This window comes from Pseudorhodoferax sp. Leaf267 (assembly GCF_001422405.1).
GTDB lineage: Bacteria > Pseudomonadota > Gammaproteobacteria > Burkholderiales > Burkholderiaceae_C > Pseudorhodoferax.
The window spans coordinates 284,005-310,141 of sequence record NZ_LMMV01000022.1; the positions used below are offsets into that span (position 1 = coordinate 284,005).

Consider the following 26,137-nt stretch of genomic DNA (forward strand, 5'->3'; position numbering starts at 1 on the left):
CCGCATGAACAGGATGTCGCGCTCGGCGGGCGCGCCGGGCTTTGCGCTGGTGGTGCCGCTGTTGGTGGTGATGGCGGTGGGCTTCAACCTGCCGTTGCTGCTCATGCTCGGCAAGAGCGTGGTCGGCGAGTCGGGCCTCACCCTGGACCACTTCGCCGAACTCTTCCGGGTGCCGGCCTACCTGCAGGTTTTGGGCAGCACCTTCCGCACTGCGTTGATCACAGCCGTGTTCTGTGTGCTGCTGGGCTATCCACTGGCGTACTGGCTGCGCGGACTGCCCCCACGCTGGCAGATGGTGGCGCTGGCGGCGGTCGTCGTGCCGTTCTGGGTGAGCATCCTGGTGCGCACCTATGCGTGGATCGTGGTGCTGGGCAACGCAGGCATCGTCAACCGCACCTTGCAGGCGCTGGGCTGGGCCGACGAGCCGGTCGCCTTTCTCTACAACCAGTTGGGTGTCGTCATCGGCACGGTCAATGTGCTGCTGCCCTTCCTGGTGCTGCCGTTGTTCGCGGCCATGCTCAAGATCGACCCGCAGCTCATCCGTGCGGCCGAAACCCTGGGCGCCAGCCACTGGACGGCCTTTCGGCGCGTGTTCTTCCCGCTGAGCCTGCCGGCGCTGGCAGCGGGCGCGATCCTGGTCTTCATCCTCACGCTGGGCTTCTACATCACGCCCGCGATCCTGGGAGGCGGGCGCGTGCCGATGATCGCCAACATGCTCGACCTGCTGGTCAACCAGCAGCCCAACTGGGAGCTGGCCTCCACCATCTCCACCGTGCTGCTGGGGGTGACGCTGGTGCTCTTCGTGATGTACCTGCGGCTCACGGCGCAGCGGGAGTCGGCATGACGGCGGCGCTGCCAACCCGCGGACTGCCTGCGCCGGCGCGCACCAGTGCTGCCATGGCGAAGCTGCAGGACCTCATGATCTCGGGCGTGGCCATCGCCGTGCTGGTCTTCATGTGCCTGCCGGTGCTGATCGTCATCCCGATGTCGTTCTCCAGTTCGAGCTCCCTGCGCTTTCCGCCCGAGGGTTTCTCCATGCGCTGGTACCTGCAGGTGTTCGAGGACGAACGCTGGCTGCAGGCGCTGCACACCTCGCTGGGGCTGGCGGCGCTGTCCAGCACGCTGGCCCTGGTGCTGGGGGGCTTTGCCGCCTATGGCATCACGCGGGGCCGGTTCGCCGGCAAGGACGTGCTGCAGAGCAACTTCATCTCGCCGCTGATCATTCCGTCGGTCGTGGTCGCGGTCGCGCTCTATTTCGCGCTGGCCAAGATCGGCATGCTGGGCTCGTTCGCCGGCCTGCTGCTGGGCCACACGCTGCTGGGCGTGCCGTACGTGGTGCTGATCATGTCGGTCGCGATCCGCGGCTTCGACATCCGCATCGAGCAGGTCGCCTTCACGCTGGGCGCGTCGTGGTTCACCATGTTCCGCCGCGTGCTGGTGCCCAACCTGCTGCCCAGCGCCGTCGCGGCCTGGATCTTCGCGTTCGTGACCAGCTTCGACGAGGTGGTCATCACCACCTTCATCGCCGGGACCCACGAGACGGTGCCCAAGCGCATGTTCAACGAGCTGGTGCTGCAGGTGAACCCGTCCATCACCGCCATCGCCACCATGCTGATCGTCGGCAGCGTGAGCCTGATGGCGCTGGCGGCCTGGCTGGGACGCCGCAGCCGCCGCGCCCAGGCGCACATCGCCAGCCAATAGATCACAAGACAGGATGAGCCCCAGCATGTCGACATCCATTCCTGACCATCGCCGGCACGGCGGCCCGGTCCAGCTGTTCTACCAAAAGCCGGGCACAGCGCGGCGCCCCGTGGTGGACCGGGGCGAAGACATCTACCTGTGGGACACATCCGGCAAGCGCTACATCGATGCCTCGTCCGGCCCCATCGCCGCCAACATCGGGCACGGCAATGCACGCGTGATCGAGGCGGCCCGCCAGCAGATGCGCAGGGTGTCGTACGCCAGCCGGGCGTTCTTCGAGAACGAGGCCAACACGCTGCTGGCCGAGGCCGTGACCGAACTCGCCGGCCCCGGGCTGGAACGCGCGTTTTTCGTCTCGGGCGGCTCCGAGGCGACCGAGAGCGCGATCAAGCTGGCGCGCCAGTTCGCCGTGAGCCAGGGGCACAGCGCGCGCTGCAAGGTGCTTTCGCGCAACCCCAGCTACCACGGCAGTACGCTCGGCGCCATGGCGATCAGTGGCGATCCCGTGCCGGAGGCCATGTTCGGTGCGATGACACGGATCGCACCCAAGGTGCCTGCACCTTTTACCTACCGCTTGCCCGATGGCCATTCGGCCGAGTCGTACGCCCTGTGGTGTGCGGACGCTCTGGAAGAAGCAATCCTCCAGGAGGGGCCGCAGACCGTACTGGCGTTCTTCCTGGAACCGGTGGGCGGGCTGGCCACCGGGGCGCTGGTGGCGCCCGGCAGTTACTACCGCCGCGTGCGCGAGATCTGCAGCCGCCACGGCGTCCTGCTGGTGTTCGATGAAGTCATGAGTGGCGCCGGCCGCTGCGGCAGCTTTCTGGCAGCCCACCAGTGGCCTGAGGCCAGGCCCGACATCGTGACCCTCGCCAAGGGGCTCGGGGCTGGCTATACGCCGCTGGGAGCGGTGCTCGCCTCGCGCCAGGTCGTGGAGGCGGTGGCGCAGATGGGCGGTTTCATGCACGGCTACACCTATGCGTCGAACCCCCTGTCCTGTGCGATCGGCCATGCGGTGGTGCAGGAGACGGTGGAGGGCCGGCTGATGGCCAATGCCGCCGCCATGGGCGCCAGGCTGCGCGAACGCCTGCAGGAGATCCAGCGCGGCAGCCGTGTGCTGGGCGACATCCGCGGGATGGGCCTGCTGATGGCCATCGAGATCGTCTCCGATCGTGATCGCAAATCCATCTTTCCGGCGCAAGTGCGCGCCATCGAGCGCATCGTGGCGCTGGCCATGGAACGTGGCCTGTTGCTCTATTCCAGGCGCACCGCGAACGGCGTGTTCGGCGAATGGCTCATGGTGGCGCCGCCGCTGATCGCGGACGCCGATCAGATCGACACGATCGCGGGCCTGATCGGCGAGGCACTGGCCGCCTTCGAAAGAGAAGTGCCCGCACATGGTGCATGAGCTCGACCCGCGCACCCGGCTGGTTTTGTACTGACACACAAGGGTTTTTATGAACAATCCATCACCCCACCCGAACCGGGTTGGCCCCAGCTTGCCGGCCAAGGGACGGCCCTGGAGCGAGATCGCAGCGCAGTTGCAGGAGCTCAAGGCCGGCGATCCGGACTGGAAGCGCGGTCGCCTGCCGGCACTGACCTACTTTCTCGACGACGCCACGTACGAGGTGCAGGGGAAGGCCTACCAGCAGTTCATCAGCGAACCGGTGGGATTTCCCAGCAGCAGCAGCATGCTGAAGGACATCTTCTCCATGGCGCTGCCATTGTTCGACGCGCCCGAGGGAGCCGGCGCGAGCTTTACGACCGGCGGGACGGAAAGCGTGTTCCAGGCCATCAAGACCGCCCGAGCCCAGGCGCGCGACCTGAGGAAGGAACGCTACGGCCGATTCAACATCGTGGCGCCCGAGACCGCCCACCCTTGCCTCGACAAGGCGGCCGAACTCATGGACATCGAGGTGCGCCGGGTCGGCGTCGACGGCGAACGCCGTGGCCATGCCGCAGCCATCCAGGTGGCCATGGACGAGCGGACCATGATGGTCTACGCATCGGCGCCGTGCTACCCATTCGGCGTGTTCGATCGCATCGAGGAGCTGGGCGCCGTGGCGCAGTCGGCGGGGGTCTGGCTGCACATCGACGCGTGCTGGGGCGGCTTCCTGTCCCCTTTCGCCAAGAAGCTGGGGCGTTCGATCCCGTCATGGGATTTTTCGGTGCCGGGCGTCTCCAGCATTTCGGCGGACCTGCACAAGTTCGGTTACGCGCCCAAGGGCGCGAGCCTGGTGATGTACCGCGATGCGGCGGTACAGCGCTATGAGCGTTTCGAGTTCAGCAACTGGCCGCGGGGCTCGTATGTGTCTCCGTCCTTCCTGGGCACCAAACCTGCCGGCGCGGTTGCCAGTGCGTGGTCGGTGATGCAGTTCCTGGGGGAAGAGGGCTTCATGAACGCCACCGCTAAGGTGCTGGAGGCCACGGCGCGCCTGGTGGCAGGTGTCAATGCGATCGCCGGGCTGCGATGCGTCGAACCAGCAGGTGAATGTGGCATCGTGGTGTTCGAGTCCACGGACGCAGCGGTCGACATCACGGCCGTCGCCGATCGCCTGCTCGGCCGGGGCTGGGTGCGCGGCCAGATGCGGGAGCCCCGTGGGATTCACCAGGGTGTCAACCCAGCCCATCTCGAATCGATGGCGGACTATCTGGGGGAACTGGCCGCCGCGACCGAGTACGTGCGCGCCCATGCGCTCACCGGCAAGTTCAACGAACACACCTACTGAAGTTCGTCCGTGCGGCGCTTGCGGTGCCGGCTGCTGGCCGACGCCCCCTCCAGCGTGGGAATCTCATCGCGACGCTCGCCCGACCTTCAGCTTCAACGTCTCGAGATCCCGCCGCACATGCGCCACATCGGCCTCGAAGCTCTGCTGGCTCACCCCTTCCAGCCGCAGCACCACGAACGTCAGCAAGCAGCCGTCCCCGCAAGGCGTCACCCGAAAGGCGTTGTGCACCGTGGTGCCATCGGGCAGCGTGACATCGTGGTCCATCACCCCGAACGCATTGGCCGGCGCCATGGCCACCTGTACTTGGCCCATCGGCGAACTGGCAAACCAGTGACCATGGCGTTGTTCGATTCCCGCTGCGAGCCCTGAGGCCCACAGCGGCAGGTTCTCCATGCGGCTCGCGAACGCGTAGACCGCGTCCGCCGAGGCATCGATCGTCTGGCTCACCACTACCGCTTCATGCACGGTCATCACGTCCTGCCTTTCGTCATAAGGGGAGGACGCTGATTCTGGCGCCGACGGCCGACACACAAGGGCCTTTCACGCCACTGTCAAATTCCCCCGCGAACATCCATGACCGCCGCATGACCGATCCGTGTCAGCGTCGTTCTTCGTTCGACCCCTTTGCGCCCCGGGCGCCCCCCGACATGCCTTTGCTTTCGCCTGCCCGCCCGGGCCGCTGGACCGTTCTCGCCGCCGCCTGCGCCGCCACACTGATGATCGCTGCCTGCGGCGGCAGCGGCGACGATGACGAGGCCACGCCGACCACCATCGCGCTGAGCCTGCTGGGCCGCCATGAGACCGGTATCTTCGAGCAGAGCGCCGCCGAGATCCCGGCCTTTGACGCGGCCAGCCGGCGCGCTTTCGTCGTCAACGCGCACAAAGGTGCGCTCGACGTGATCGACCTCAGCGACCCGGCCAAGCCGCGCCACATCGGCGAGATCCAGACGCGCAGCCTGCGCGCCGGCGTGCAGGCCAACAGCGTGGCCGTGAAGAACGGCATCGTGGCCGTGGCCGTGCAGGCCGCGGTGAAGACCGACCCGGGCTTCATCGCGCTGTACCGTGCGTCCGACCTCGCGCTGCTGGGCCAGGCCAACGTGGGCGCGCTGCCCGACATGCTCACCTTCACGCCCGACGGCCAGACCCTGCTCGTGGCCAACGAAGGCGAGCCCAGCGACGACTACCAGGTGGACCCCGAAGGCTCGGTCAGCCTCGTCGACGTGCGCAACCCGGCCGCGCCCGTGGTGCGCACGGCCGACTTCAAGGCCTTGATCGGCCAGGAGGCCGCGCTGCGCACCCAGGGCGTGCGCATCTTCGGCCCGCGCGCGAACGCGGCGCAGGACTTCGAGCCCGAATACATCACCGTGTCGGAAGACGGCCGCACGGCCTGGGTGGCGCTGCAGGAAAACAATGCGCTGGCGAAGATCGACATCGCGAGCGCCACGGTGACGGCCATCACTGCGCTGGGCTTGAAGGACCACGGCCTGGCCGCCAATGGCCTGGACGTGACCGACACCGACGGCAAGGCCGACATCCGCCCCTGGGCCGGCCTGCGCGGGCTCTACCTGCCCGACGCCATCGCCTCGTACAGCAGCGGCGGCAAGACCTACATCGTCACCGCCAACGAAGGCGATGCACGCGCCTGGGGCGAGGGCAACGCGGCCTACTGGGCCGGCGATGCGCGCCAGGGCTTTGTCGAGGAATTCCGCGTCAAGCACCTGGTGCACAACAGCGGCTTCGACCGGCGCGCGGGCGAAGACCTGCCGCCGCAACTGCGCGCGCTGGCCGCCGGTGCGGTGCTGAACCCGGATGTGTTCGGCTACTGCGGCGCGACCTGGAACCTGGCGGCCGGCACGGCCTCGTCGGGCGCCTGCCGCGACGACAACCAGCTCGGCCGGCTCAACATCACCTGGACGCTGGGCTACCAGACCAACCCCGACGGCAGCCCGCTGCTCAAGCGCCTGAACGGCAAGGATGTGCTGGTCTACGACGCGCTGTATGCCTACGGCGGCCGCTCGTTCTCGATCCGCGACGAGAACGGCGTGCTGGTCTGGGATTCGGGCGACCAGTTCGAGAAAAAGCTGGCCGAGCTGCTGCCCGCCCACTTCAACTCCGACCACGCCGAGACCGCGTTCGACAGCCGCAGCGACAACAAGGGCCCGGAGCCCGAGGGCCTGGCCATCGGCCGCATGGGCGAGAAAACGTATGCCTTCATCGGCCTGGAGCGCATCGGCGGCGCGATGGTTTACGACGTGAGCAACCCGCAGGCGCCGGTCTATGTGAGCTACATCAACAGCCGCGATTTCTCGGTGGCCAAGCCGGGCGACACCGCCGCCAGCCTGAAGCAGGCCGGCGACCTGGGGCCGGAGGGCTTGGCCTTCGTGGCGGCCAAGGATTCGCCGAATGGCAAGCCGCTGTTGATCGTGGGCCATGAGGTGAGCGGCACGACCGCGATCTACCAACTCAACGCGACGTACTGAGAGCATCCGCCAGTTCCGCGGCGGTCGTTGGGGGCCCGCTCCGCGGCCTTCGGTTCCGAAGCAGACGCGCAGGGCGGCTGGGCGTTACGGCGTGCCGGCTCCCGGCACGTCGACCACGGTGGTCCAGATCGCCGCCTCGCGCGCTGCCTTGCGCGCGGCCTCGTGGAAGTCGGGCGCCACGCACAGGCACAGCGTGCGCCGGTCCGGCCCGGCCAGCGTGAGCGCGAAGCAGCCCATGTTGCCGGTGGAGATGCTTTGCAGGATCTCGCCGCCCGGCGCCATGCGCACGGCGCGGTGGCCCACGGCGTCGGCGAACCACACGGCGCCCTCGGCGTCGAGCACGGCCCCGTCGGGCGCGGCCTTCAGGCTGCCCAGCACGGCCGGCACGTCGCGCATCGTCGGCAGATCGCCGAACCGGGCCCAGTCGCGTCGTGGGCCCAGCGTGCCGTCCACGCGCACGTCGAAGGCCGAGATGCGGTTGCCCATGGTCTCCACCACGATCAATGTCTTGCCGTCCGGCGTGAGCATGGAGCCGTTCGGAAAGTACAGGTCCTCGGCCGCGATGAAGGCCGTGCCGTCGGGCTCCACGCGTGCGAGCCGGGCCAGCGCGGGCGCGCCGCCGCCCATGAGGTCGAAGCCGAAGTTGCCCACATAGGCACGGCCCTCGCGGTCCACCACCATGTCGTTGACATGGCCGCCGGCAATGCCCGAGAGATCGGCGTGCTGCACGAGGCGGCCGTCGGCCTCGCGCCGCATGATCTTGCGCTCGCGCATGGAGACGACGAGCAGCCGCCCGTCCGGCAGCCAGCCCAGGCCCGAGGGCTGGCCCGGCACCTCGGCGATCTGCTCGACACGGCCATCCAGACCGACGGCGATCACCTGGTGCGTGTAGAAGTCCGACAGCCAGAGCCTGCCCTCGTGCCAGCGCGGCCCCTCGAAGAAGGTGTAGCCGGCGATGAGTTCTGAGAAGCGCGGTTCGGTCATGTCGTCTCCTTGTTTACTTGGCGTAGGCTTCGAGTGGCTTGTCGTTGGGCTCGCGGAAGAGTTGCTGCAGCGTGTCGCTCATGGGCAGGTTCAGGTTGGCGTTCTTGGGCGGGATCGGCGACATGAACCACTTGGTGTAGAGCTTGGCGGCCTCGCCCGACTGCATGAACTTGCGCAGCGCATCGTCCACGGCCTTCTTGAAGGCCGGGTCGTCCTTGCGGAACAGCAGCGCGATGGGCTCGGAGGCCAGGGCTTCGCCGACGATGTGGTAACCCGTGGGGTTGCGGCCGTTGGCGATCAGGCCGGCCAACAGGTTGTCGTCCAGCACGAAGGCGTCGGCGCGGCCCGACTCCAGGATCAGCATGCTGTCGAAGTGGTCCTTGCCCAGCACCGTGGGGATGTCGATGTTCTTGTTCTTCGCATAGGTGCGCAGCAGCTGCACGGCCGTGGTGCCGGTGGAGGCGGCCACGGTGCGGCCGGCCAGCTGGTCGAACGAGGTGATGCCCGAGTCCTTCTTCACGGCCATGCGGACCTGGCTCACGTAGCTGGTCAGCGCGAAGGCCACCTGTTGCTGGCGCGTGAGGTTGTTGGTGGTGGGGCCGCAGCCGATGTCCACCGTGCCATTGCCCACCAGCGACATGGTGTTCTGCGCGGTCAGCGCCATGTACTCGCGCTTGGCAGTCGGGGCGATCTCCTTGAGCACGTGTTCGCACAGCTCGACGTGGTAGCCCACGTACTGCGCATTGGCGCCCAACGCATAGGCCATGGGCGCAGAGGCTTCGCGCACGCCCAGCACCACGGTGCCGGTGGACTTGATCTTGTCGAAGGTGCTGGTGGCGGGGTTGCCCTGGGCCGAGGCGGCGCAGGCCAGCGAGGCGAGGGCGATGGAAAGGAAGAGGCGGTTCATGTTGTCTTTCTGGGGCTCATGTCGGCTGTAGCGCAGCCGCGTGGCTGCAGCGGCCACCTTAGCAGCCGGCCCGGTGCCACTTGCCGTTGCCCGCCTGGGGCTTTCACGGATTGCTGCATGATCCGGCAACCCGCCCAATGCGCGGTTCATTGAAGTTCAGGAGTCATTGCATGTCGTTTCCCTCTGTCTCGCGGCGCTCGGCGCTAATGCTCGCGCTGGCGGCTGCCGCGCCCTTGCCAGCGCTGGCCCAGAGCAGCTTTCCCAACAAGCCCATCAAGCTGGTGATCGCCTTCCCCGCCGGCGGGCCGACCGACATCACCATGCGCCAGCTGGCCGCCAATGCCTCCAAGGTGCTGGGCCAGACCGTCATCATCGAGAACAAGCCGGGCGCGGGCGGCACGCTGCCGGCGCAGGCGCTGCAGATCTCGCCGGCCGACGGCTACACCATCGCGCAGATTCCGCTCGGCGTGTTCCGCCTGGCCTACACCACCAAGGTGGGTTGGGACCCGATCAAGGACATCAACTACGTCATCAACGTCACGGGCTACGCCTTCGGCATCGTGGTGCCGGCCGACAGCCCGTTCAAGACCTGGCAGGACTTCGTGGCCTATGCGAAGGCCAACCCCGGCAAGCTGACCTACGGCTCCACCGGCACGCTGACCAGCCCGCACCTGACGACCGAGCGCATCGCGCAGGCCGCCGGCATCGAGTTGCAGCACGTGCCTTACAAGGGCAGCGCCGACCTGATGCTGGCCGTGGTCAGCGGCCAGCTCATGGCGGCAGCCGACTCCACCGGATTCGCACCGCAGGTCGAGGCCGGCAAGCTGCGCGTGCTCAACACCTGGGGCGCCAAGCGCCTGGCCAAATTCCCCGATGCGCCCACACTGAAGGAGCTGGGCATCGACATCGTGCAGAACTCGCCCTTCGGCATCGGCGCACCCAAGGGCACGCCGCCCGAGGTCGTGAAGAAGCTGCATGACGCGTTCAAGCAGGCCATGGAAGACCCCAGCTACGTGGCCGCACTCGACAAGTACGACATGCTGCCCGACTACAAGAGCTCGGCCGAGTACACCAAGTTCGCGCAGGACACGCTGGCGCGCGAGAAGGCCATCATCGAAAAGCTGGGCCTGGCCAAGCCGCAGTGAGCATGGCGGGCCAACGCGGCATGATCGCGTGATGGCCCCACCCCCGACAGACGAATGGCAGGTCGTGCACGTGCAGCCGCGCGCGCCGGCCAAGCCGGCCGTGGGCGCGCCCTGCAACGGCTGCGGGCTGTGCTGCCTGGCCGAGCCCTGCCCGCTGGGCGTGCTGCTGTCGCGCAGGCGGCATGGCGCCTGCAGCGCGCTGCGCTGGGATGATGGGCAGCAGCGCTACCTGTGCGGCGCGCTGGACAGGCCCTGGCTCGCGCCCCTGGCCAGGCGCTGGATCGCCGCCGGCATCGGCTGCGACGCGGACATCACTCCGCTTCGATCCCTGCCGCCTTGATGATCCGGCCCCAGCGGTCCAGCTCGGCCAGCTGGAACTTGGCGAGTGCGTCCGGCCCCAAGAAGGCCGCTTCCTGACCGGTCTTCTCGATCACCTGCTGCACGTTCGGCGCGGCCAGCGCCAGGCGCACCAGATCGGACAGCCTGGCCACCACCGGCGCGGGCGTGCCGGCTGGCGCATACAGCGCGTTCCAGTAGCCGAACTCGTAGCCCGGCAGCGACTCGTTGATGGCCGGCACCTCGGGCGCCAGCGGCGAGCGCTTGGGGCTGCTCATGCCCAGTGCGCGCAGCTTGCCGGCCTTGACCTGCGGCAGGCTGGTCGTGAGGTCCACGATCATGAGGTCGATCTGGCCGCCGACCAGGTCCAGCACGGCCGGCGGGTTCGCCTTGTACGGCACGTAGTTGAACTTCGTGCCCGTGGCCTGCTGGAACAGCTCGGTGGCGATCTGCGCCGACGAGCTGCCCGAGCCGTAGTTCAGCTTGCCCGGCGAGGCCTTGGCCAGCGCCACCAGCTCGGACACGTTGTTCGCCTTGAGCTGCGGGTGCACCACCAGCGCCAGGTAGCCGCGCGCCAGCAGTGCCACCGGTGCGAAGTCCTTGATCGGGTCGTAGGCGATCTTCTTGAGCAGGTGCGGGTTCGCCGACTGCGTGGTGTTGGTCGTCATGAACAGCGTGTAGCCGTCCGGCGGGGCCTTGGCCACGTACTGCGCGGCAATGCTGCCGAAGGCGCCGGCCCGGCTCTCCACGATGACGGTCTGGCCAGAGAGCCGCGTGATCTCGGCGCCCATGGCGCGCGTCAGGCCGTCGGTGGCGCTGCCGGGCGTGGAGCCGATGACGATGGTGATGGGCCTGGCCGGCCAGGCCGGGGCCTGGGCAAAGCTGGCGGTGCAGATCGTGCAGGCGAGCGCGATCAGCGCGCGACGTGTGCGCATGGTGTGTCTCCTCGGGTGAAAGAAAAGGGGAAAGGGCGTGCGGGTCAGCGCAGAAGATTCCAGCCGTCCAGCAGCGCGCGCAGCTGTTGCTGCTGCGCGTCTGCCAGGGGCCAGGCCGACGGCGCGCGCGTGGCGCCGCAGTCGTTGCCCATGAGCTGCAGCGCGGTCTTGACCACGGTGACGTTGGTGCCGTTGTTCTCCTGCGCGCGCAGGTCCTCGAACGGCAGCATCTCGGCGATCAGGCGCTGGGCCAGCGGGTAGTCGGCGGCTTCCAGCGCGTCGTGGATGGCGACGGAGCGCTGCGGCAGCACGTTGATCAGGCCGGACGTGAAGCCGCGCGCGCCCACGGCGTACAGCGGCGGCGCCCAGACCTCGGCCAGCCCGCCGACCCAGGCCAGGTCGCGGTCGGCCGTGCGGCGCATCGCCGCAGCCAGCACCAGCGGCGTGGGCGACGCCCACTTGATGCCCACGACCTCGGGGATGCGGCACAGCGCCTCGATCGCGGCCAGGCCGATGTTCTCGTTGCGCAGGTACAGCACCACCGGCAGGCCGCCGCCCGCGTCGGCAATGGCCTGCACATAGGCCACCACGCCACGCGGCGAGACGAAGGGGTCGGGCGGCTGGTGCACCATCAGCGCGTCGGCACCGGCCGCGCGCGACACGCGGGCCAGCGCGCAGGCCTCGTGCACGCTGCGGCCCACGCCGGCCAACAGTGGCACGCGGCCGGCCACGCAGTCGGCCGCGATGTGGATGGCCTGCTCGGCCTCGGCCGCCTGCAGGCCGTAGAACTCGCTGGTGTTGCCGTTGGCCACCAGCACGTGCACGCCGGCCTGCACGGCGCGCTCGACCACCGGGCGCAGCGGCGCGGCGGCCACGCGGTCGTCCTTGTCGAACGGCGTCACCAGGATGCCGGAAATGCCGTTCAGCGCCTGGCGCAGCGCGGGGCCTTGGAAGGTGGCCATGGTTGTTCTCCTCGGGTGTGTTGATGCGGGTGCTACTCTAGAAAGCGCCGCCTGTCCCGTCCAATCCAAATCGGCGATCCCGCCATCCAAGTTCTGAATCGTGTTCCAGCTCTCCCAACTGCGCTGCTTCGTTGCCGTGGCCACCGAGCTGCATTTCGGCCGTGCCGCCACGCTGCTGCACATGACGCAGCCACCGCTCACGCGCCAGATCCAGCTGCTGGAGCACGAGGTCGGCGTGCGCCTGCTGGAGCGTGCCGGTGGCACCGTGCGGCTGACGCCGGCCGGCGCCACCTTCCTGCGCGAGGCCGAGGACATCCTGCGCCGCAGCCAGGCCGCCATGCAGGCCGCGCGCCGCGCCATGCGCAGCGATGCCGGCACGGTCACGCTGGGCTTCATCGCGGCGGCCAGCTTCGCCGTGCTGCCGCAGGTGCTGGCCGCGATCCGCGACGCGCTGCCCGACGTGCAGGTGGTGCCGCGCGAGATGCAGACCGTGGACCAGCTCGACGCGCTGGCCGCAGGCCGCATCGACCTGGGCCTGGTGCGGCCGTTCGCGCCGCGCAGCTTTGCCGACAGCGCCACGCTGCTGCGCGAGCCGCTCGTGCTGGTGGCACCGCGCGGCCACGCGCTGGCCGAGGGCGGCCCGCTGCCGCTGGCCGCGCTGGAAGGCCAGGCCTTCATCGAATACTGCCCGTCGGAGACGCGCTACATCTACGAGCTGATCGCCGGCCGCTTGCGTGCCGAGGGCGTGGCGCCCGACACCGTGCAGACGCTGAGTCACACGCACTCGATCCTGGCGCTGGTCGATGCCGGCTGGGGCGTGGCGCTGGTGCCGCATTCGGCCATGCGGCTGGGCCTGGCGAACCTGGCGTTCCGCCCGTTGCGCGACCCGGCCGGCCTGCATGCCGAGCTGCACCTGGTCTGGCGGCGCGAGAGCCGGCACGCGGTGGCCAACACCGTGCGCAGCGTGCTGCAGCAGGCGTTCGCCTGAGGAGCAGGACGGTCAGCGCGCGGCGCGCTGCGCCAGCACCAGCCGCGCGAACTCGGCGAAGCCCGCGCCACGTTCGCCGTCCGTCACATAACGCGGCAGCTGCGCGAGCTGCGGCACGAAGCGCGCGATGTTGGCCACGCCCACGCTGTGGGCGAAGGCGCCGAACATGCGCTGGTCGTTCGTCGAATCGCCCACGTAGGCCCAGCGGTCGATCTCGGCGTCCAGATCGCGCTGCCACAGCTCGCGCACGATCCAGCGCGCGCCCTGCAGCTTGTCGTGCTCACCGTACCAGCCGTTCACGTGGATGGAACTGACGGTGGCGTGCATGCCCGCGTCGCGCATAGCCTGCAGCACGGCGTCGATCTGCGCCGCGCCGAGTTGCTCGAACTCGCTGTGGTCGATGGCGATGTCGGTCTCGCGCCCCGGCGAATCCGTGGCGCGGCGCGCACCCGGAATGCTGCGCTCGATGTGGTGCAGCACCTGCTGCATGCGCGCGAAGTTCGCACTGCGCGTGGCGGCGTCCTGCTGGTGGCGCTTCTCCACGCTGCCATCGGCCCGGCGCAGCAAGGCCACCGCGCCGTTCTCGGCCACGATGGCGTCCACCGGCCAGGTCGGTGCGAACGGCAGGCTCCAGCCCACCGAGCGGCCCGTGATCGGCACGACTGCCAGGCCCGCGGCCTTCAGATCGGCCAAGGCCTGCAGCGCATCGGGCGTGATCGCGCCTTCGGTGGTCAGTGTGTCGTCGATGTCGGTAAGGACGCCGACGAGGCCGGCGCAGGCGGCGGCCGGGAAGGCAGAGAGTGCTTGCATGGTGGAGGTTGTCAGGGCGCACGCCGTGCGGACACACGGTAGAGCTGCACGGCGCCATCGGTGTGCAGGCGCTCGAACCAGTCGTCGAACGCAGGGTGGGAGACGACACCGGGCGCCCGCGCCGTGTCGATCACGAAGGCATCGAAACCTTGCGAGGCGAGCTTGCGGTGCAGGGCCTGCGGCGCGAGATGCTGGACATCCCGGTAGCGCCATGGCCCGAAGACTTCGCCCCAGACGGGCTGAGGTGCGTAGTAGAGCGAGTCTTCCAGCCCGAGCTGGTAGAGGCGGCCCACCGGGTGGGCGCGCACGTGCTCCCACATGGCGTAGCCGTTGACCTCCCTGCGCAGCAGCGACGCCCGGGCTTCGGGCGTTGCCGCGATGCGCTGGCCTTGCTTGTAGATTGCCGAGCTCGCGGCGATGCCCAGCGCGGCCAGCAGCAGCCCGGCCGTGCCACGCGCCAGCGGCAAAGGCCAGCGCGCGACCAGGCGGCGCGCCAGCGGCTGGCAGCTCGCGACCGACAGCAGGGCAAGCAGGGGATAAGCCGACATCAGGTAGCGCGGGTAGCGCGAACTCAGCAGCCAGACCAGCAGCATCCAGCCGCACAGCAGCATGGCGCCGCGCGCCGAGGCCGAGCGGCGCAGCGCGGGGACGCAGGGCGACAGCAGCGCCGGCCACAGCAGCCAGTGCGGAAGGCCCGCGTTGCGCCGCAGGTCGTCGAACTGCGCCTTGTGGTCGCCGGCGTCCCAGTCCGTGAAGCCGAACACCGGGCCGCCGATCGGATTGAACGGGTCGCCCGTCACGATGGCGTTGCGCGCATACCAGTACAGCGACGGCAGGGCGAGGCTGGCCAGCACCATGGGCCAGGTCGAGGCGCGCCGCTCGTGCCACAGCAGGGCCAGCGCGAAGAACGGCAGCAGGGCCAGCACCTGGTACTTGGAGCCCAGCGCGGTGCCGAGCAGCAAGCCGCTCACCACCCACCAGGGCCGCGCGCGGCGCGTGCGCGCCTGGTCGAGCGCGATGGCGCTGGCCAGCACGAACAGCGTGACACCCATGTCGATGTAGGCGCTGTCGAACTCGCCCTTGGTCAGCGTGAGCCAGACGATGGCGGCCGCGCACCCGGCGATGCGGCCCAGATGCAGGGCGCCGAGCCCGTAGACCAGCCAGGCCGTCAGCCAGCCGGCTGCGGCATGCAGCAGATGGGGCAGGACGTCGTTGCCGAACAGCAGCGCGGCCGCGTAGAGCAGGTCGAAGTTGTACGGGAACCAGGGGTAGCGCAGCCAGGGATTGACCTGCAGCCGGCCGCTGTCGGCCCACTGCTGCGCGTGGGGCAGGTGGTACATCAGCTCGTCCCAGGCCGTGGGCGGAGCCAGGGGCTTGAGCAGCAGCGAGGCGATGGCCAGCGCCAGGCATGCCAGCGCGATGCGATCGCCGAACGCCAGGGGCACCGCGGGGGCGGCCGGTGCGGCCCGCGCAGTGTGCCGCATCTGCCAGGCCTGGTGGCCCGCGGCCAGCAGCCCCAGCAGCACGAGGGCCGCGACCCAGTGCGGCCGCAGCAGGCCGGCGATGGCGAGCGCCTGCAGCACGCAGATGGCCATGCCCAGGCCCACGGTCGTGGCGACCGGGGTCGTGAGGCCGGGTGGCAGAGCGGCGGCCCGCAGCCGCGCCAGGGCCACGCTTCCCATGCCCCAGCAGCCCAGCAGCACCGCCACCAGGAGGGCGTACTGCGAAACGGCGAACACGGCTGCGTGCATGCGGGGCTACCGCTGGCTCGGGCAATCCTCAGTCGCTGGGCGGTGCAGCCTCATCCTGCGTTCTGCAGCGCCAGGCCCGCATGCTCGCGCAGCGGATGGAAATGGATCTTCGGAAACCGCTCCTGCGCCAGCCGCACGTCGTAGGGCGAGGTGCACAGATAGGCCAGCGTGTCGGCCGCATCACGCGCCATGCGCGCGGGATAGGCGTCGACGAACTGGCGCAGCTCGGCTGGCGTGTCGGCCGTGATCCACCGCGCGCCGGTGTACTGGCAGCCCTCCAGCCGGATGTCGGCGTCGTACTCGGCCTTCAGCCGGTGCTGCACCACTTCGAACTGCAGCTGGCCCACGGCGCCCAGCAGCATGGCGCCGCCGGCCTCGGGCTTGAAGACCTGGATCGCGCCTTCCTCGCCGAGCTGGGCCAGGCCCTGCTGCAGCTGCTTGGTGCGCAGCGGGTTGCGCAGGATCACGGTCATGAACATCTCGGGCGCGAAGAACGGCAGGCCCGTGAACTGCAGGCTGGCGCCGTCGGTGATGGTGTCGCCCAGCTGCACGCCGCCGTGCGTGGTGAAGCCGATGATGTCGCCCGCGTAGGCCTCGTCCACGGCCTCGCGGCGCTGGCTCATGAAGGTCACGACGGACGTGGGCCGCAGCTCCTTGGACGTGCGCTGCACCTTGAGCTTCATGCCCGGCGTGTACTTGCCGGACGCCATGCGCACGAAGGCGATGCGGTCGCGGTGGTTGGCGTCCATGTTGGCCTGCACCTTGAACACCACGCCGGCGAAATCCTTGTCCTCGGGCTTGATCTCCTTGACGACGGGCTGGCGGTTCACCAGCGTGCTGCTGATGCGCGGCTGCGGCGAGGGCGCCAGGTCCACCAGCGCGTCCAGCACCTCCATCACGCCGAAATTGTTCACGCCCGAGCCGAAGAACACCGGCGTCTGCTTGCCGGCTAGGAAGGCTGCGTGGTCCCAGGCCGGGGAGGCACCGGTGGCCAGCTCCATGCTGTCCATGGCGGTCTCGAACTCGTGGCCGAAGCGGGCCTTGAGCGCGGCCTGGTCGGACAGCGGCATCGCCTCGAAGTCCTGCGGCCGGCGTTCGCTGCCGGACTCGAACACCGTCATGGCCTGGGTGCGCAGGTTGACGATGCCACCAAAGCTCTTGCCCTGGCCCACGGGCCAGGTCATGGGAACGCAGGGCATGCCCAGCTCGCGCTCGATCTCGTCCAGGATGTCCAGCGGCTCGCGCACCTCGCGGTCCATCTTGTTGACGAAGGTGATGATGGGCGTGTCGCGCTGGCGGCAGACCTCGATCAGCCGGCGCGTCTGCGCCTCCACACCGTTGGCCGCGTCGATCACCATCAGCGCCGAGTCCACGGCCGTCAGCACGCGGTAGGTGTCTTCGGAGAAGTCCTTGTGGCCGGGTGTGTCCAGCAGGTTGATCACGTGGTCGCGGTAGGCCATCTGCATGACCGAGCTGGCCACCGAAATGCCGCGCTGCTTTTCGATCTCCATCCAGTCGCTGGTGGCGTGGCGGCTGGCCTTGCGCGCCTTGACGGAGCCTGCGATCTGGATCGCGCCCGAGAACAGCAGCAGCTTCTCGGTCAGCGTCGTTTTACCCGCGTCGGGGTGGGAAATGATGGCGAAGGTGCGGCGGCGCCGGGTTTCAGAGGCGAAGGACAAAGCGCAGTTCCAGGTGAGAGGGCGGCGCAAGAGGTGCGGCGCCAGGGCGAAAGGGCGCTATTTTCGGCCAAATGGCCGATCGGCTGTGCGCCGCCTACTTCTTGCAGCGCCCGTCGACGGGCGTGGAGCCGTCGCGGCACTCGGTCAGCACCGACGGGCGCGGTGCGGCGCCGGCCGCGCCTTCCTGCTGCACGTAGGCGATCTTCTTCTTGCCCATCGCGCAAGTGCCGACGATGCGGCCGGCCGTCGACTGGTCGGCCTCCAGCACGGTCACCGAGAACTGCGCCAGGCCGGCTTCGCGGATGCGCCCCTCGATCTGGGTGCGCAGCGCTTCGCAGTTGTCCTGGGCGAAGGCCGTGCCGGCCAGCAGCCCTGCGAGGGGGATGAACCAGAGTTTCATGGCTGCGAGTTTCTCACCGCGCCGGCTGCGGCACCAGGGCCCGGCGCGCGCGCAGCAGCAGGGCCGCTGCGATGGACATGTTGAGCAGGTTCCAGGCGATGCCGTTCAGAAAGGCAGCGCGGTAGCTGCCCGTGAGGTCGAACACCTTGCCCGACATCCAGCCGCCCAGCGCCATGCCCATCAGCGTGCACATCAGCACCGTGCCCACGCGCGCGCCGGCCTCGGCCGGCGGGAAATGCTCGCGCACGATGATGGCGTACGACGGCACGAGCCCGCCCTGGAACAGGCCGAACAGCGCGGACACCACGAACAGCGGCACCAGGTCGTCGAACGGCAGGAACAGCAGCAGCGCCACGCACTGCAGGGCCGAGCCCAGCAGCAGCGTGCGCAGCCCGCCGATGCGGTCGCAGATGGCGCCCGAGATCAGCCGGCTGGCGATGCCGAAGCCCAGCATCACCGACAGCATCTGCGCGCCGCGTGCCGCGCCGAAGCCCAGGTCGGTGCAATAGGCCACGATGTGCACCTGCGGCATGGCCATGGCCACGCAGCAGGCCGTGCCGGCCACGCACAGCAGGCCCTGCGCCATGCCCAGCGACAGGCCGAAGGGCCGCAGCGAGGCCATGACGGCAGGCGTTGGGTTGCCGGGCGCGGCGGCCTGCAGCGCTGGTGGCCGCGCGCGCAGCAACAGCGCCAGGGCGGCCATCGTCACACTGCAGAAAAGGGCCATGCCCCGATAGGTTTGGCGCCATCCGACGGATGCGACGAAGTGTTGCACTACCGGGGGCCAGACCGTGCCGGCCAGGTAGTTGCCGCTGGCGCAGATGGCCACGGCCAGGCCGCGGCGCTTCTCGAACCACAGCGAGGTGTCGGCCACCAGCGGCGCGAACGCGGCGCCACTGCCCAGCAGCCCGACCAGCAGGCCCTGCACGATGGCGAACACCAGGATGCTGCCGGACAGCGCCGATGCCAGGTAGCCCAGGCCCAGGCTGGCCGCGCCCAGCAGCAGCGGCCACATCACGCCGACGCGGTCGGCCATGCGGCCCATCACCACGCCGCCGACGCCGAAGCCGATCATCAGCAGCGTGTAGGGCAGCGATGCGTCGGAGCGGCTGATGCCGAACTCGGCCTGCACCGCCGGCAGCATGACCGAGACCACGTACATGCCGCTGCTGCCCACCGTCATCAGCAGCAGCGTGACGGCCAGGGCTAGCCAGGCGTGGCGCGAATCGACGGCGTGCGCGCGCGTCGTGTTGTGCATGGGGTGGTCTCCTCGCGCCGCGGCGCGCTGCAAGAATAGCCGCAGGAGGGTTCCCCATGCGGCGTGCATCGATGTTCCTGCCGGCGCTGGCCGGCCTGGCGCTGCTGGCCGGCTGCACTGCGGGCGAGCCGCCCGCGCCCGCCACGCCCTACGCCTGCGAGGCCGGCGTGCAGCTGCAGGTGCGCTTTCAGCGCCGCGAGGCGCTGGTGACGCTGCCGGACGGTGGGGTGCTGGCGCTGGCGCAGCAGGTCAGCGGCTCCGGCTTCTGGTATGGCGATGGGCGCTACACGCTGCGCGGCAAGGGGCGCGAGGCGCAGTGGACGGTGGGCGCCGCCGCACCCATCGCCTGCCTGGCCGTGGGCACCTGATCAGATCAGGTTGCGCATGGCCTGCGCCGTCTCGCGCAGCACCGGCAGCACGCGGGCCACGGCGTCTTCGCTGCTCTCGTGGCCCATGGGCATGGTGATGTTGAGCGCGCCGGCCAGCGCGCCATGGCGGTCGCGCAGCGGCACGGCGATGCCGCGCGAGTTCAGGTCCAGCTGCTGCTCCGACAGCGACCAGCCCTGGGCGCGGATGCGCGCGAACTCCAGCTTCATGCGTTCCTTGCTGACGATGGTGTGCGGCGTGAAGGCCGTCAGCGCATGCGTCTGCAGCCACTGCGCGACCTCGTCGTCGCTGCGCAATGCCAGCATCAGCGTGCCGGCGGCCGTGAGCTGGGCCGGCGCGCGCGCGCCCAGCACGTAGCCCGTGTTCATGCTGCGGTTGGGGCCGTTGCGCGCGATGTAGACCACGTCGTCGCCGTCCAGCACCGACAGGTAGGCCGTCTCGTGCGTGCCGGCAGCCACGCGCTGCAAAAAGGGCTGGACCACGCGCGGCAGCCGGGCCGATTCCAGGTAGGACTGCCCCAGCCGCAGCACGCGCGGCGTGAGCCAGAACAGCTTGCCGTCGCCCGCCACGTAGCCGACGTGCTGCAGCGTGAGCAGGTAGCGCCGCGCGGCCGTGCGCGTCATGCCGGTGCGCTGGCCCAGCTCGCTGGCCGTCATGCGCGGATGCGCGTCGTCGAAGGCTTCGATGATGCCCAGGCCGCGCTCCAGCCCGGCGATCCAGTCGCGCCGGTCCAGCCCGGCAGCAGGTGCCGCATCGCCGGCATCTTCGGTGAAATTCGGTTGCATGCCGTCAGTTTGTGGGCATTTGCGCGTTGGCGGCGTGCACGAAACCCTGGTGAAAACCCTAGGACTGTTCGATGATCGATCTCAAATGTTCGATGATCGATCAGTTGAGCCATCGCAAGCCTATTGTCTAGCGTCTTAATTCCGTAGATTCAACCCATCGGACGCATGGAGCGTGCGATTGTCGATCAAACATTGGAGACACTGATGAGCACCACCACCGTCCATGAGCCCACGGGCCGGCATCAGTCGAAGAAGGCCGCCGCCAGCGGCTGGATCGGCTCGGCCCTGGAGTACTACGACTTCTTCATCTACGCCACGGCCGCGGCGTTGATCTTTCCGCAGATTTTCTTTCCCAAGGGCGACCCCGGCATCGCCATCATCGCCTCGCTGGCCACCTACGGCGTGGGCTACGTGGCCCGCCCCATCGGCGCCTTCGTGCTGGGCCACATCGGCGACACGCACGGCCGCAAGCAGGTGCTGGTATGGTGCATGTTCCTGATGGGCTTTTCGACCATCGCCGTGGGCCTGTTGCCCACCTACGATCAGATCGGCCTGTGGGCCCCGTTCCTGCTGGTGGTCTGCCGCCTGATCCAGGGCTTCGCCGTCGCCGGCGAGATCTCCGGTGCCAGCTCCATGATCCTGGAGCATGCACCCTTCGGCCGCCGTGGCTTTTTCGCCAGCTTCACGCTGCAGGGCGTGCAGGCCGGCCAGATCCTGGCGGCTGCCGTGTTCCTGCCGCTGGCGCACTACATGCCCGAAGAATCCTTCAACACCTGGGGCTGGCGCGTTCCGTTCCTGCTCTCCTTTATCGTGATCGTGGCCGGCTACATCATCCGCCGCGAAGTGGACGAGACCCCCGCCTTCACCGACAAGAGCGTGCAGACGCAGCGCGCCCGCTCGCCGATCCTGGACGCCTTCAAGTACTCCTGGAAGGACATGCTGCGCGTCGTGCTGATGGCGCTCATGAACGTGATCCCGGTCGTGGCCACCATCTTCGGTGCCGCCTACGCCGTGCAGCCGGCCTATGGCATCGGCTTCGCCAAGGACGTGTACCTGTGGATCCCGGTGATGGGCAACATCCTGGCCGTGCTGGTGATCCCCTTCGTGGGCAACCTGTCGGACAAGGTCGGCCGCAAGCCGCCCCTGATCATCGGCGCGCTGGCCTCGGGCCTGCTGGCCTTCGGTTACCTGTACGCCATCAGCATCCACAGCGTGACGCTGGCCATCGTGATGTCGCTCCTGATGTGGGGCGTGGTCTACCAGGGCTACAACGCCGTGTTCCCCAGCTTCTACCCGGAACTGTTCCCCACCCGCACCCGCGTCTCGGCCATGGCCATCTCGCAGAACGTGGGCACGGCCGTCACCGCCATGCTGCCGGCGCTGTTCACCGTCGTCGCCCCGCCCGGTGCGCAGAACATCTGGCTGACCGTGGGCGCCATCGCCTTCGGCATCACGGTGATCGCCGCGCTGGCCGCGGCCAGCGCCCGGGAGACCTACCGCATCGCCATGAACGACCTGGGCCAGCCCGATGCCCAGCCGGTGGACCTGGCGACTTACCATCGCCTGCGTGAACAGGCCGTGGCCGAAGGCCGCGCCGCCCACTGATCCGCCCTCCACCCAACGCAGCGAGCACGCCATGATTTCCGGCAAGACCACTCTGATCGCGCACCTGGGCTTTCCCACCGAGAGCTTCAAGGCGCCGATGATCTACAACCCCTGGTTCGACCAGCAGGGCATCGACGCGGTGGTCGTGCCCATGGGCGTGCGGCCCGAGGACTACGCCGCCGCGCTGCCGCAGATCATGCGGTTTTCCAACCTGCGCGGCGCGCTGGTCACCATGCCGCACAAGGTGACGACGATGGCACTGGTCGACGAGACCACGCCCACGGCCCGCGTGGCCGGCGCCTGCAACGCCATCCTCAAGCGCCCCGACGGCACGCTGTTGGGCGACATGTTCGACGGCGCCGGCTTCGTGCGCGGCGTGCAGCGCAAGGGCCGCAGCTTCGAGGGCGCGCGCGTGCTGGTCTCCGGCGCGGGCGGCGTGGGCTCGGCGATTGCCGCGTCCATCGCGGCGGCCGGTGCGGCCGAGCTGGCGCTGTTCGATGCCTACGTGGCCTCGGCCGAGGCACTGGCCGGCCGGTTGCGCGCGCACTATCCGCAACTCGTGGTGCGCACGGGCAGGAACGACCCGGCCGGCTACGACGTCATCGTCAACGCCACGCCGTTGGGCATGAAGGAAGGCGACCCGCTGCCTTTCGATGTGGCCCGCATCGCGCCCACGACCTTCGTCGGCGAGGTCGTCATGAAGACCGAGATCACGCCGCTGCTGCGCGCGGCCATCGACAAGGGCTGCCAGGTGCAGGTGGGCACCGACATGCTGTTTGAGCAGATCCCGGCCTACCTGGAGTTCTTCGGCTTCGGCACCACGACGGCCGAGGCGCTGCGGGCCGTGGCCACGCTGCAGTATTGACCGCGGCGCCGTGAGCATCTTCGACGGCTTCCTCTCGACGCCGCAGGCGCTCACCACCTTCGGCGGCCACAACTTCGTGGCCGCCATGCTGCGTTTCGAGGCCGCCCTGGCGCGCGCGCAGGCGGCCGAGGGGCTGATCCCGGCGTCGGCGGCGCAGTCCATCGTCGGCACCTGCCAGGTCGAGCTGTTCGATGTCGACAAGATCGTGCGCGACAGCGGCCATGCCGGCAGCGTGGCGATCCCGTTGGTGCGCGCGCTCAAGGAGAACGTCGGCCTGTTCAACCCCGAGGCCGTGGCGTTCACGCATTTCGGCACCACCAGCCAGGACATGATCGACAGCGCGCTGGTGCTGGTCACGCGCGAGGCCATCGCGCTGGTCGAGGCAGACCTGCTGGTCGCCATCGAGGCGCTGCTGGCGCATGCCGAACGCCATGCCGCCACGCCCATGCTGGCGCGCACGCTGATGCAGCCCGCCTCGGTCATCAGCTTCGGCTTCAAGTGCGTGGGCTGGGCCGCGCCGCTGGTGCGCGCGCGGAACCGGCTGCGCCGCGCCGCGCACGATGCGCTGCAACTGCAGCTCGGCGGCGTGGTCGGCTCGCTGGCCCAGATGCGGGCCGCACGAGGCGATGCGACGGACGTCGCCCTGGCGCGTGCCGCTGCCGTGCGCGCGCGCATGGCAGCCGACCTGGGCCTGCGTGATGGCGGCGCGGACTGGCATAGCCAGCGCGACGAATGGGTGGCGCTGGGCTGCGAGCTGGGCCTCTTGACCGGCAGCCTGGGCAAGATCGCCACCGACATCGCGCTCTTGAACCAGCACGAGGTCGGCGAGGTCATGGAGCCCGTGGAGCAGGGCCGGGGCAGTTCCTCGGTGATGGTGCACAAGAGCAACCCGGTCGCGTCCATGGTGGCGCTGGCCGCTGCGCAGCGCGTGCCGCAGCGCGTGGCCGCCCTGCTGGCCGCCATGGCGCAGCAGCACGAGCGCGCGCTCGGCGCCTGGCAGGCCGAGCTGGCCGAGTGGCCGCAGCTGGTGATGGCCGCGCATGGCAGCCTGCGCGCCCTGGCCCGGGCCTTGCCCGGCCTGCGCGTGGACCCGGCCCGCATGCGCGCCAACATCGACAGTGTGCGTGCCGGCTTGCCGCCTGCCGCCGCCGAGGAGTGGTTCGGCCTGGGCCTGGCCGACGGCGCCGGCCTGCTGGCCCGCGAGCGCACCGCGCTGCTGCGCGCGCAGCTGGCGGCCTGACGCCGCCCTCAGGCGGTGCGCCGCTCTTCCATCCAGGCCTCGAAACGCTCGGCCGGCATGGGCGGGGCGAACAGGAAGCCCTGGGCGTAGTCGCAGCCGGCCTCGAGCAACAGGTCGCGCTGCGCAGGCGTCTCCACGCCTTCGGCGATCACCGAGATGCCCAGCTGGTGCGCCATCACGATCATGGCCTTGCACAGCACCAGGTCGTTGGAAAAGGGCGCCAGGCCGCTGACGAAGGACTTGTCGATCTTGATGTAGTCGATGTCGTACTGCTGCAGGTACGACAGCGAGGAATAGCCAGTGCCGAAGTCGTCCAGCGACACCCCGATGCCGGCCGCGCGCAGCGCCACCAGGTGGTTGGCCACGTCGGCGCTGGTGTCCAGCAGCAGGCCTTCGGTGATCTCCACGGTCAGCGCGCGGCGCGGCAGGCGCAGCATGGTCAGCGCGCGCACCCAGGTCTGGCGCTCGGCCTTGGCGCGGTGGAACTGCACGGGCGACTTGTTGACACTGATCTGGAAGCCCGGGTCGATGCGCTCGCGCCACTGCAGCACCTGGCGCGCGGACTCGCGGAACACCCACTCGCCGATGCTGATGATCAGCCCGTTGGCCTCTGCGATGGGTACGAACTCCACGGGCGGCACCAGGCCGCGCTGCGGGTGGTGCCAGCGCAGCAGGGCCTCGGCCTTGTGCACGCGCCCGGTGGCCAGCGCCACGATGGGCTGGTATTCCACCCGGAACTGCTGCGCCGCCAGCGCGCCGTGCAGGTCGTTGGCCACGCGCGCGCGCTGCTGCGCGCCCTCCTGCAGTGCCGGCGTGAAGTAGCCGAAGCGGTTGCGGCCGGCGCCCTTGGCCACGTACAAGGCCTGGTCGGCCTGGCGCAGCAGGTCGTCCACACTGCTCGTGTCGCCAGCGTAGAAGGTGATGCCGATGCTGGCCGTCACGAAGGTGCGGTCGTTGCCGAAGCGGAACTCGCTGGCCAGCTCGCGCAGGATGTCCTGCACCGTGCGCTCGACCTCGTGCGTGCCGTGCAGCTCGGGCAGCACCACCGTGAACTCGTCGCCGCCCATGCGGGCCACGGTGTCCGAGGCCCGTACGCACCGCGTCAGGCGCCGCGCGGCCTCGATCAGCAGCTGGTCGCCGCCCTCATGGCCCAGCGTGTCGTTGACCTGCTTGAAATGGTCCAGGTCGATGAACAGCAAGGCCAGCTGAAGGCGCTCGCGGTCGCAGCGCAGCATGTGCTGCGTGAGCCGGTCGCGCAGCATGCGGCGGTTCGGCAGGCCCGTCAGCGCGTCGAAGTTGGCCTGGTGCCAGATCAGCGCCTCGGCTTCCTTGCGCTGCGTGATGTCGGTGTGCGTGCCCACCATGCGCAGGGCCGCGCCATTGGCGTCGCGGCTGATCACCATGCCGCGCGTGAGCACCCATTTCCAGCTGCCGTCCTTGCACAGGATGCGGTGTTCGTTGACGTAGGTGGGGGCCAGCCCGTCCAGGTGCGCCTGGCGGTCGCGGCGCAGCAGCGCCAGGTCGTCAGGGTGGGTGCGCTTGTCCAGGTATTGCGGATCGCCCTGCATCTCCTCCAGGGTCAGGCCGTACATTTCCAGGCAGCGGCGCGACAGCACGGCCACGCCCTGGGCCAGGTTCCAGTCCCACACGCCGTCGCCGGTGCTCTCCAGGGCCAGCTTCCAGATCTCGTCGCGCTGGCGCAGCGCCGCTTCATTGCTCATGCGTTCCGTGATGTCTTCCACCGTTCCCTCGTAGAACAGGATGTTGCCTCCAGCGTCGCGCACCACGTGGGCGTTCTCGCTGACCCAGATGCGCTCGCGCGTCCTGTGCCGGTGCACCTCCGACACGAAGCCGCGCACGTAACCATCACGCTCCAGCTGTGCCTTGAACACGGCGCGGCGCTGCGGGTCGACGTACCACTCCGCGGCGATGTCGCGCACGGCCGCGACCAGTTCGGCTTCGGTGTCGTAGCCATTGAGCCGAACCTGTGCCGGATTCGCGCGCAGCTGCCGGCCGTCCGGCGACGAGCGGTACGCGCCAATCGGCAGGAAGTCGAACAGGGTGGAGAAATCCGACGACGCAAGGGCGTCGGATCCGGGGCCCAACGGTGTATCGGTTGCGTCCATGCTGGGCATATTGTGACGACGATTCGTCCGATTGCCCACGCGTATGCGTCAACTTTTGCGCGGTATA

At 69.2% G+C, this 26,137-nt stretch carries 24 protein-coding genes; 12 read left to right on the plus strand and 12 right to left on the minus strand.

Translation table 11 applies throughout. The features are described from left to right. Positions 1–4 precede the first annotated feature (4 nt). From ASF43_RS21145 to ASF43_RS21160, 4 genes are read left to right on the plus strand one after another with little or no spacing between them, the layout of a single operon-like run. Entirely contained in the window at positions 5–844 is an 840-nt protein-coding gene (locus tag ASF43_RS21145) for an ABC transporter permease (protein WP_082498047.1), read from the plus strand. A 53-nt stretch (positions 845–897) separates the two neighbouring features. Then, positions 898–1,701: an ABC transporter permease gene (locus ASF43_RS21150; protein WP_162241840.1), complete on the plus strand. Its 804-nt coding sequence runs from the start codon at positions 898–900 to the stop codon at positions 1,699–1,701. 25 nt (positions 1,702–1,726) lie between these two features. Then, a complete protein-coding gene (locus tag ASF43_RS21155) occupies positions 1,727–3,106 on the plus strand; it encodes an aspartate aminotransferase family protein (RefSeq protein ID WP_056185745.1) in 1,380 nt (459 codons plus the stop codon). Between the two features lie 49 nt (positions 3,107–3,155). After that, positions 3,156–4,427, plus strand: coding sequence for an aminotransferase class V-fold PLP-dependent enzyme (locus ASF43_RS21160; protein ID WP_082498049.1), 1,272 nt, complete (start codon positions 3,156–3,158; stop codon positions 4,425–4,427). 63 nt (positions 4,428–4,490) lie between these two features. On the opposite strand, the gene ASF43_RS21165 is transcribed toward ASF43_RS21160, so the two are convergent. Further along, positions 4,491–4,898, minus strand: coding sequence for an SRPBCC family protein (locus tag ASF43_RS21165; protein WP_056185198.1), 408 nt, complete (start codon positions 4,896–4,898; stop codon positions 4,491–4,493). A gap of 176 nt (positions 4,899–5,074) precedes the next feature. On the opposite strand from ASF43_RS21165, the gene ASF43_RS21170 reads away from it, so the two are divergent. Next, on the plus strand, positions 5,075–6,907 hold the full coding sequence (locus tag ASF43_RS21170) for a choice-of-anchor I family protein (protein ID WP_200932583.1): 1,833 nt from the start codon (positions 5,075–5,077) through the stop codon (positions 6,905–6,907). Positions 6,908–6,991: 84 nt separating this feature from the next. Here ASF43_RS21170 and ASF43_RS21175 read toward each other — a convergent pair whose 3' ends face one another. Beyond that, positions 6,992–7,891, minus strand: a complete 900-nt coding sequence (locus ASF43_RS21175; protein ID WP_056185204.1) for an SMP-30/gluconolactonase/LRE family protein — start codon at positions 7,889–7,891, stop codon at positions 6,992–6,994. Positions 7,892–7,904: 13 nt separating this feature from the next. Next, the gene (locus ASF43_RS21180) at positions 7,905–8,798 is read right to left on the minus strand and encodes a transporter substrate-binding domain-containing protein (protein ID WP_056185206.1); all 894 of its coding nucleotides are present in this window, start codon (positions 8,796–8,798) and stop codon (positions 7,905–7,907) included. A gap of 170 nt (positions 8,799–8,968) precedes the next feature. On the opposite strand from ASF43_RS21180, the gene ASF43_RS21185 reads away from it, so the two are divergent. Both ASF43_RS21185 and ASF43_RS21190 read left to right on the plus strand, forming a co-directional pair. Beyond that, a complete protein-coding gene (locus ASF43_RS21185) occupies positions 8,969–9,943 on the plus strand; it encodes a tripartite tricarboxylate transporter substrate binding protein (RefSeq protein WP_056185208.1) in 975 nt (324 codons plus the stop codon). A 31-nt stretch (positions 9,944–9,974) separates the two neighbouring features. After that, a complete protein-coding gene (locus ASF43_RS21190; RefSeq protein WP_056185212.1) occupies positions 9,975–10,283 on the plus strand; it encodes a hypothetical protein in 309 nt (102 codons plus the stop codon). Here the strand turns inward: ASF43_RS21190 and ASF43_RS21195 are convergent. After that, positions 10,255–11,214: a tripartite tricarboxylate transporter substrate binding protein gene (locus ASF43_RS21195; RefSeq protein WP_056185215.1), complete on the minus strand. Its 960-nt coding sequence runs from the start codon at positions 11,212–11,214 to the stop codon at positions 10,255–10,257. The genes ASF43_RS21190 and ASF43_RS21195 overlap by 29 nt on opposite strands. A gap of 44 nt (positions 11,215–11,258) precedes the next feature. After that, on the minus strand, positions 11,259–12,176 hold the full coding sequence (locus ASF43_RS21200) for a dihydrodipicolinate synthase family protein (protein WP_056185218.1): 918 nt from the start codon (positions 12,174–12,176) through the stop codon (positions 11,259–11,261). Positions 12,177–12,276: 100 nt separating this feature from the next. Between ASF43_RS21200 and ASF43_RS21205 the strand changes: the two genes are divergently transcribed. Then, the gene (locus ASF43_RS21205; protein ID WP_056185224.1) at positions 12,277–13,164 is read left to right on the plus strand and encodes a LysR family transcriptional regulator; all 888 of its coding nucleotides are present in this window, start codon (positions 12,277–12,279) and stop codon (positions 13,162–13,164) included. A 12-nt stretch (positions 13,165–13,176) separates the two neighbouring features. On the opposite strand, the gene ASF43_RS21210 is transcribed toward ASF43_RS21205, so the two are convergent. From ASF43_RS21210 to ASF43_RS21230, 5 genes are all read right to left on the minus strand, one after another. Then, complete coding sequence (locus ASF43_RS21210; protein ID WP_056185227.1) at positions 13,177–13,974, minus strand: HAD-IIB family hydrolase; 798 nt, start codon at positions 13,972–13,974, stop codon at positions 13,177–13,179. An 11-nt stretch (positions 13,975–13,985) separates the two neighbouring features. Further along, positions 13,986–15,725, minus strand: a complete 1,740-nt coding sequence (locus ASF43_RS21215; RefSeq protein ID WP_156373455.1) for a glycosyltransferase family 39 protein — start codon at positions 15,723–15,725, stop codon at positions 13,986–13,988. Between the two features lie 50 nt (positions 15,726–15,775). Then, positions 15,776–17,404 (minus strand): peptide chain release factor 3, encoded by a 1,629-nt coding sequence (locus tag ASF43_RS21220; RefSeq protein WP_056185241.1) that lies wholly within the window; start codon positions 17,402–17,404, stop codon positions 15,776–15,778. A gap of 94 nt (positions 17,405–17,498) precedes the next feature. Then, positions 17,499–17,804 carry a DUF1161 domain-containing protein gene (locus ASF43_RS21225; protein ID WP_056185244.1) on the minus strand — a complete coding sequence of 102 codons (306 nt, stop codon included), beginning with the start codon at positions 17,802–17,804 and terminating at the stop codon, positions 17,499–17,501. A 13-nt stretch (positions 17,805–17,817) separates the two neighbouring features. Further along, complete coding sequence (locus tag ASF43_RS21230) at positions 17,818–19,062, minus strand: MFS transporter (protein ID WP_056185247.1); 1,245 nt, start codon at positions 19,060–19,062, stop codon at positions 17,818–17,820. 56 nt (positions 19,063–19,118) lie between these two features. On the opposite strand from ASF43_RS21230, the gene ASF43_RS21235 reads away from it, so the two are divergent. Next, positions 19,119–19,430 carry an MliC family protein gene (locus ASF43_RS21235; RefSeq protein WP_056185250.1) on the plus strand — a complete coding sequence of 104 codons (312 nt, stop codon included), beginning with the start codon at positions 19,119–19,121 and terminating at the stop codon, positions 19,428–19,430. Here the strand turns inward: ASF43_RS21235 and ASF43_RS21240 are convergent, their stop codons facing one another. Continuing rightward, positions 19,431–20,234, minus strand: coding sequence for an IclR family transcriptional regulator C-terminal domain-containing protein (locus ASF43_RS21240; protein ID WP_056185258.1), 804 nt, complete (start codon positions 20,232–20,234; stop codon positions 19,431–19,433). Between the two features lie 204 nt (positions 20,235–20,438). Between ASF43_RS21240 and ASF43_RS21245 the strand changes: the two genes are divergently transcribed. Genes ASF43_RS21245 through ASF43_RS21255 form a run of 3 tightly spaced genes read left to right on the plus strand, consistent with a single transcriptional unit; the run spans position 20,439 to position 23,944 of the window. Next, on the plus strand, positions 20,439–21,839 hold the full coding sequence (locus ASF43_RS21245; protein WP_056185263.1) for an MFS transporter: 1,401 nt from the start codon (positions 20,439–20,441) through the stop codon (positions 21,837–21,839). A gap of 31 nt (positions 21,840–21,870) precedes the next feature. Beyond that, the gene (locus ASF43_RS21250) at positions 21,871–22,704 is read left to right on the plus strand and encodes a shikimate dehydrogenase (RefSeq protein WP_056185265.1); all 834 of its coding nucleotides are present in this window, start codon (positions 21,871–21,873) and stop codon (positions 22,702–22,704) included. Positions 22,705–22,714: 10 nt separating this feature from the next. Further along, positions 22,715–23,944, plus strand: a complete 1,230-nt coding sequence (locus ASF43_RS21255) for a lyase family protein (protein WP_056185269.1) — start codon at positions 22,715–22,717, stop codon at positions 23,942–23,944. An 8-nt stretch (positions 23,945–23,952) separates the two neighbouring features. On the opposite strand, the gene ASF43_RS21260 is transcribed toward ASF43_RS21255, so the two are convergent. Then, on the minus strand, positions 23,953–26,070 hold the full coding sequence (locus tag ASF43_RS21260; protein ID WP_162241841.1) for a bifunctional diguanylate cyclase/phosphodiesterase: 2,118 nt from the start codon (positions 26,068–26,070) through the stop codon (positions 23,953–23,955). Positions 26,071–26,137: the final 67 nt, after the last annotated feature.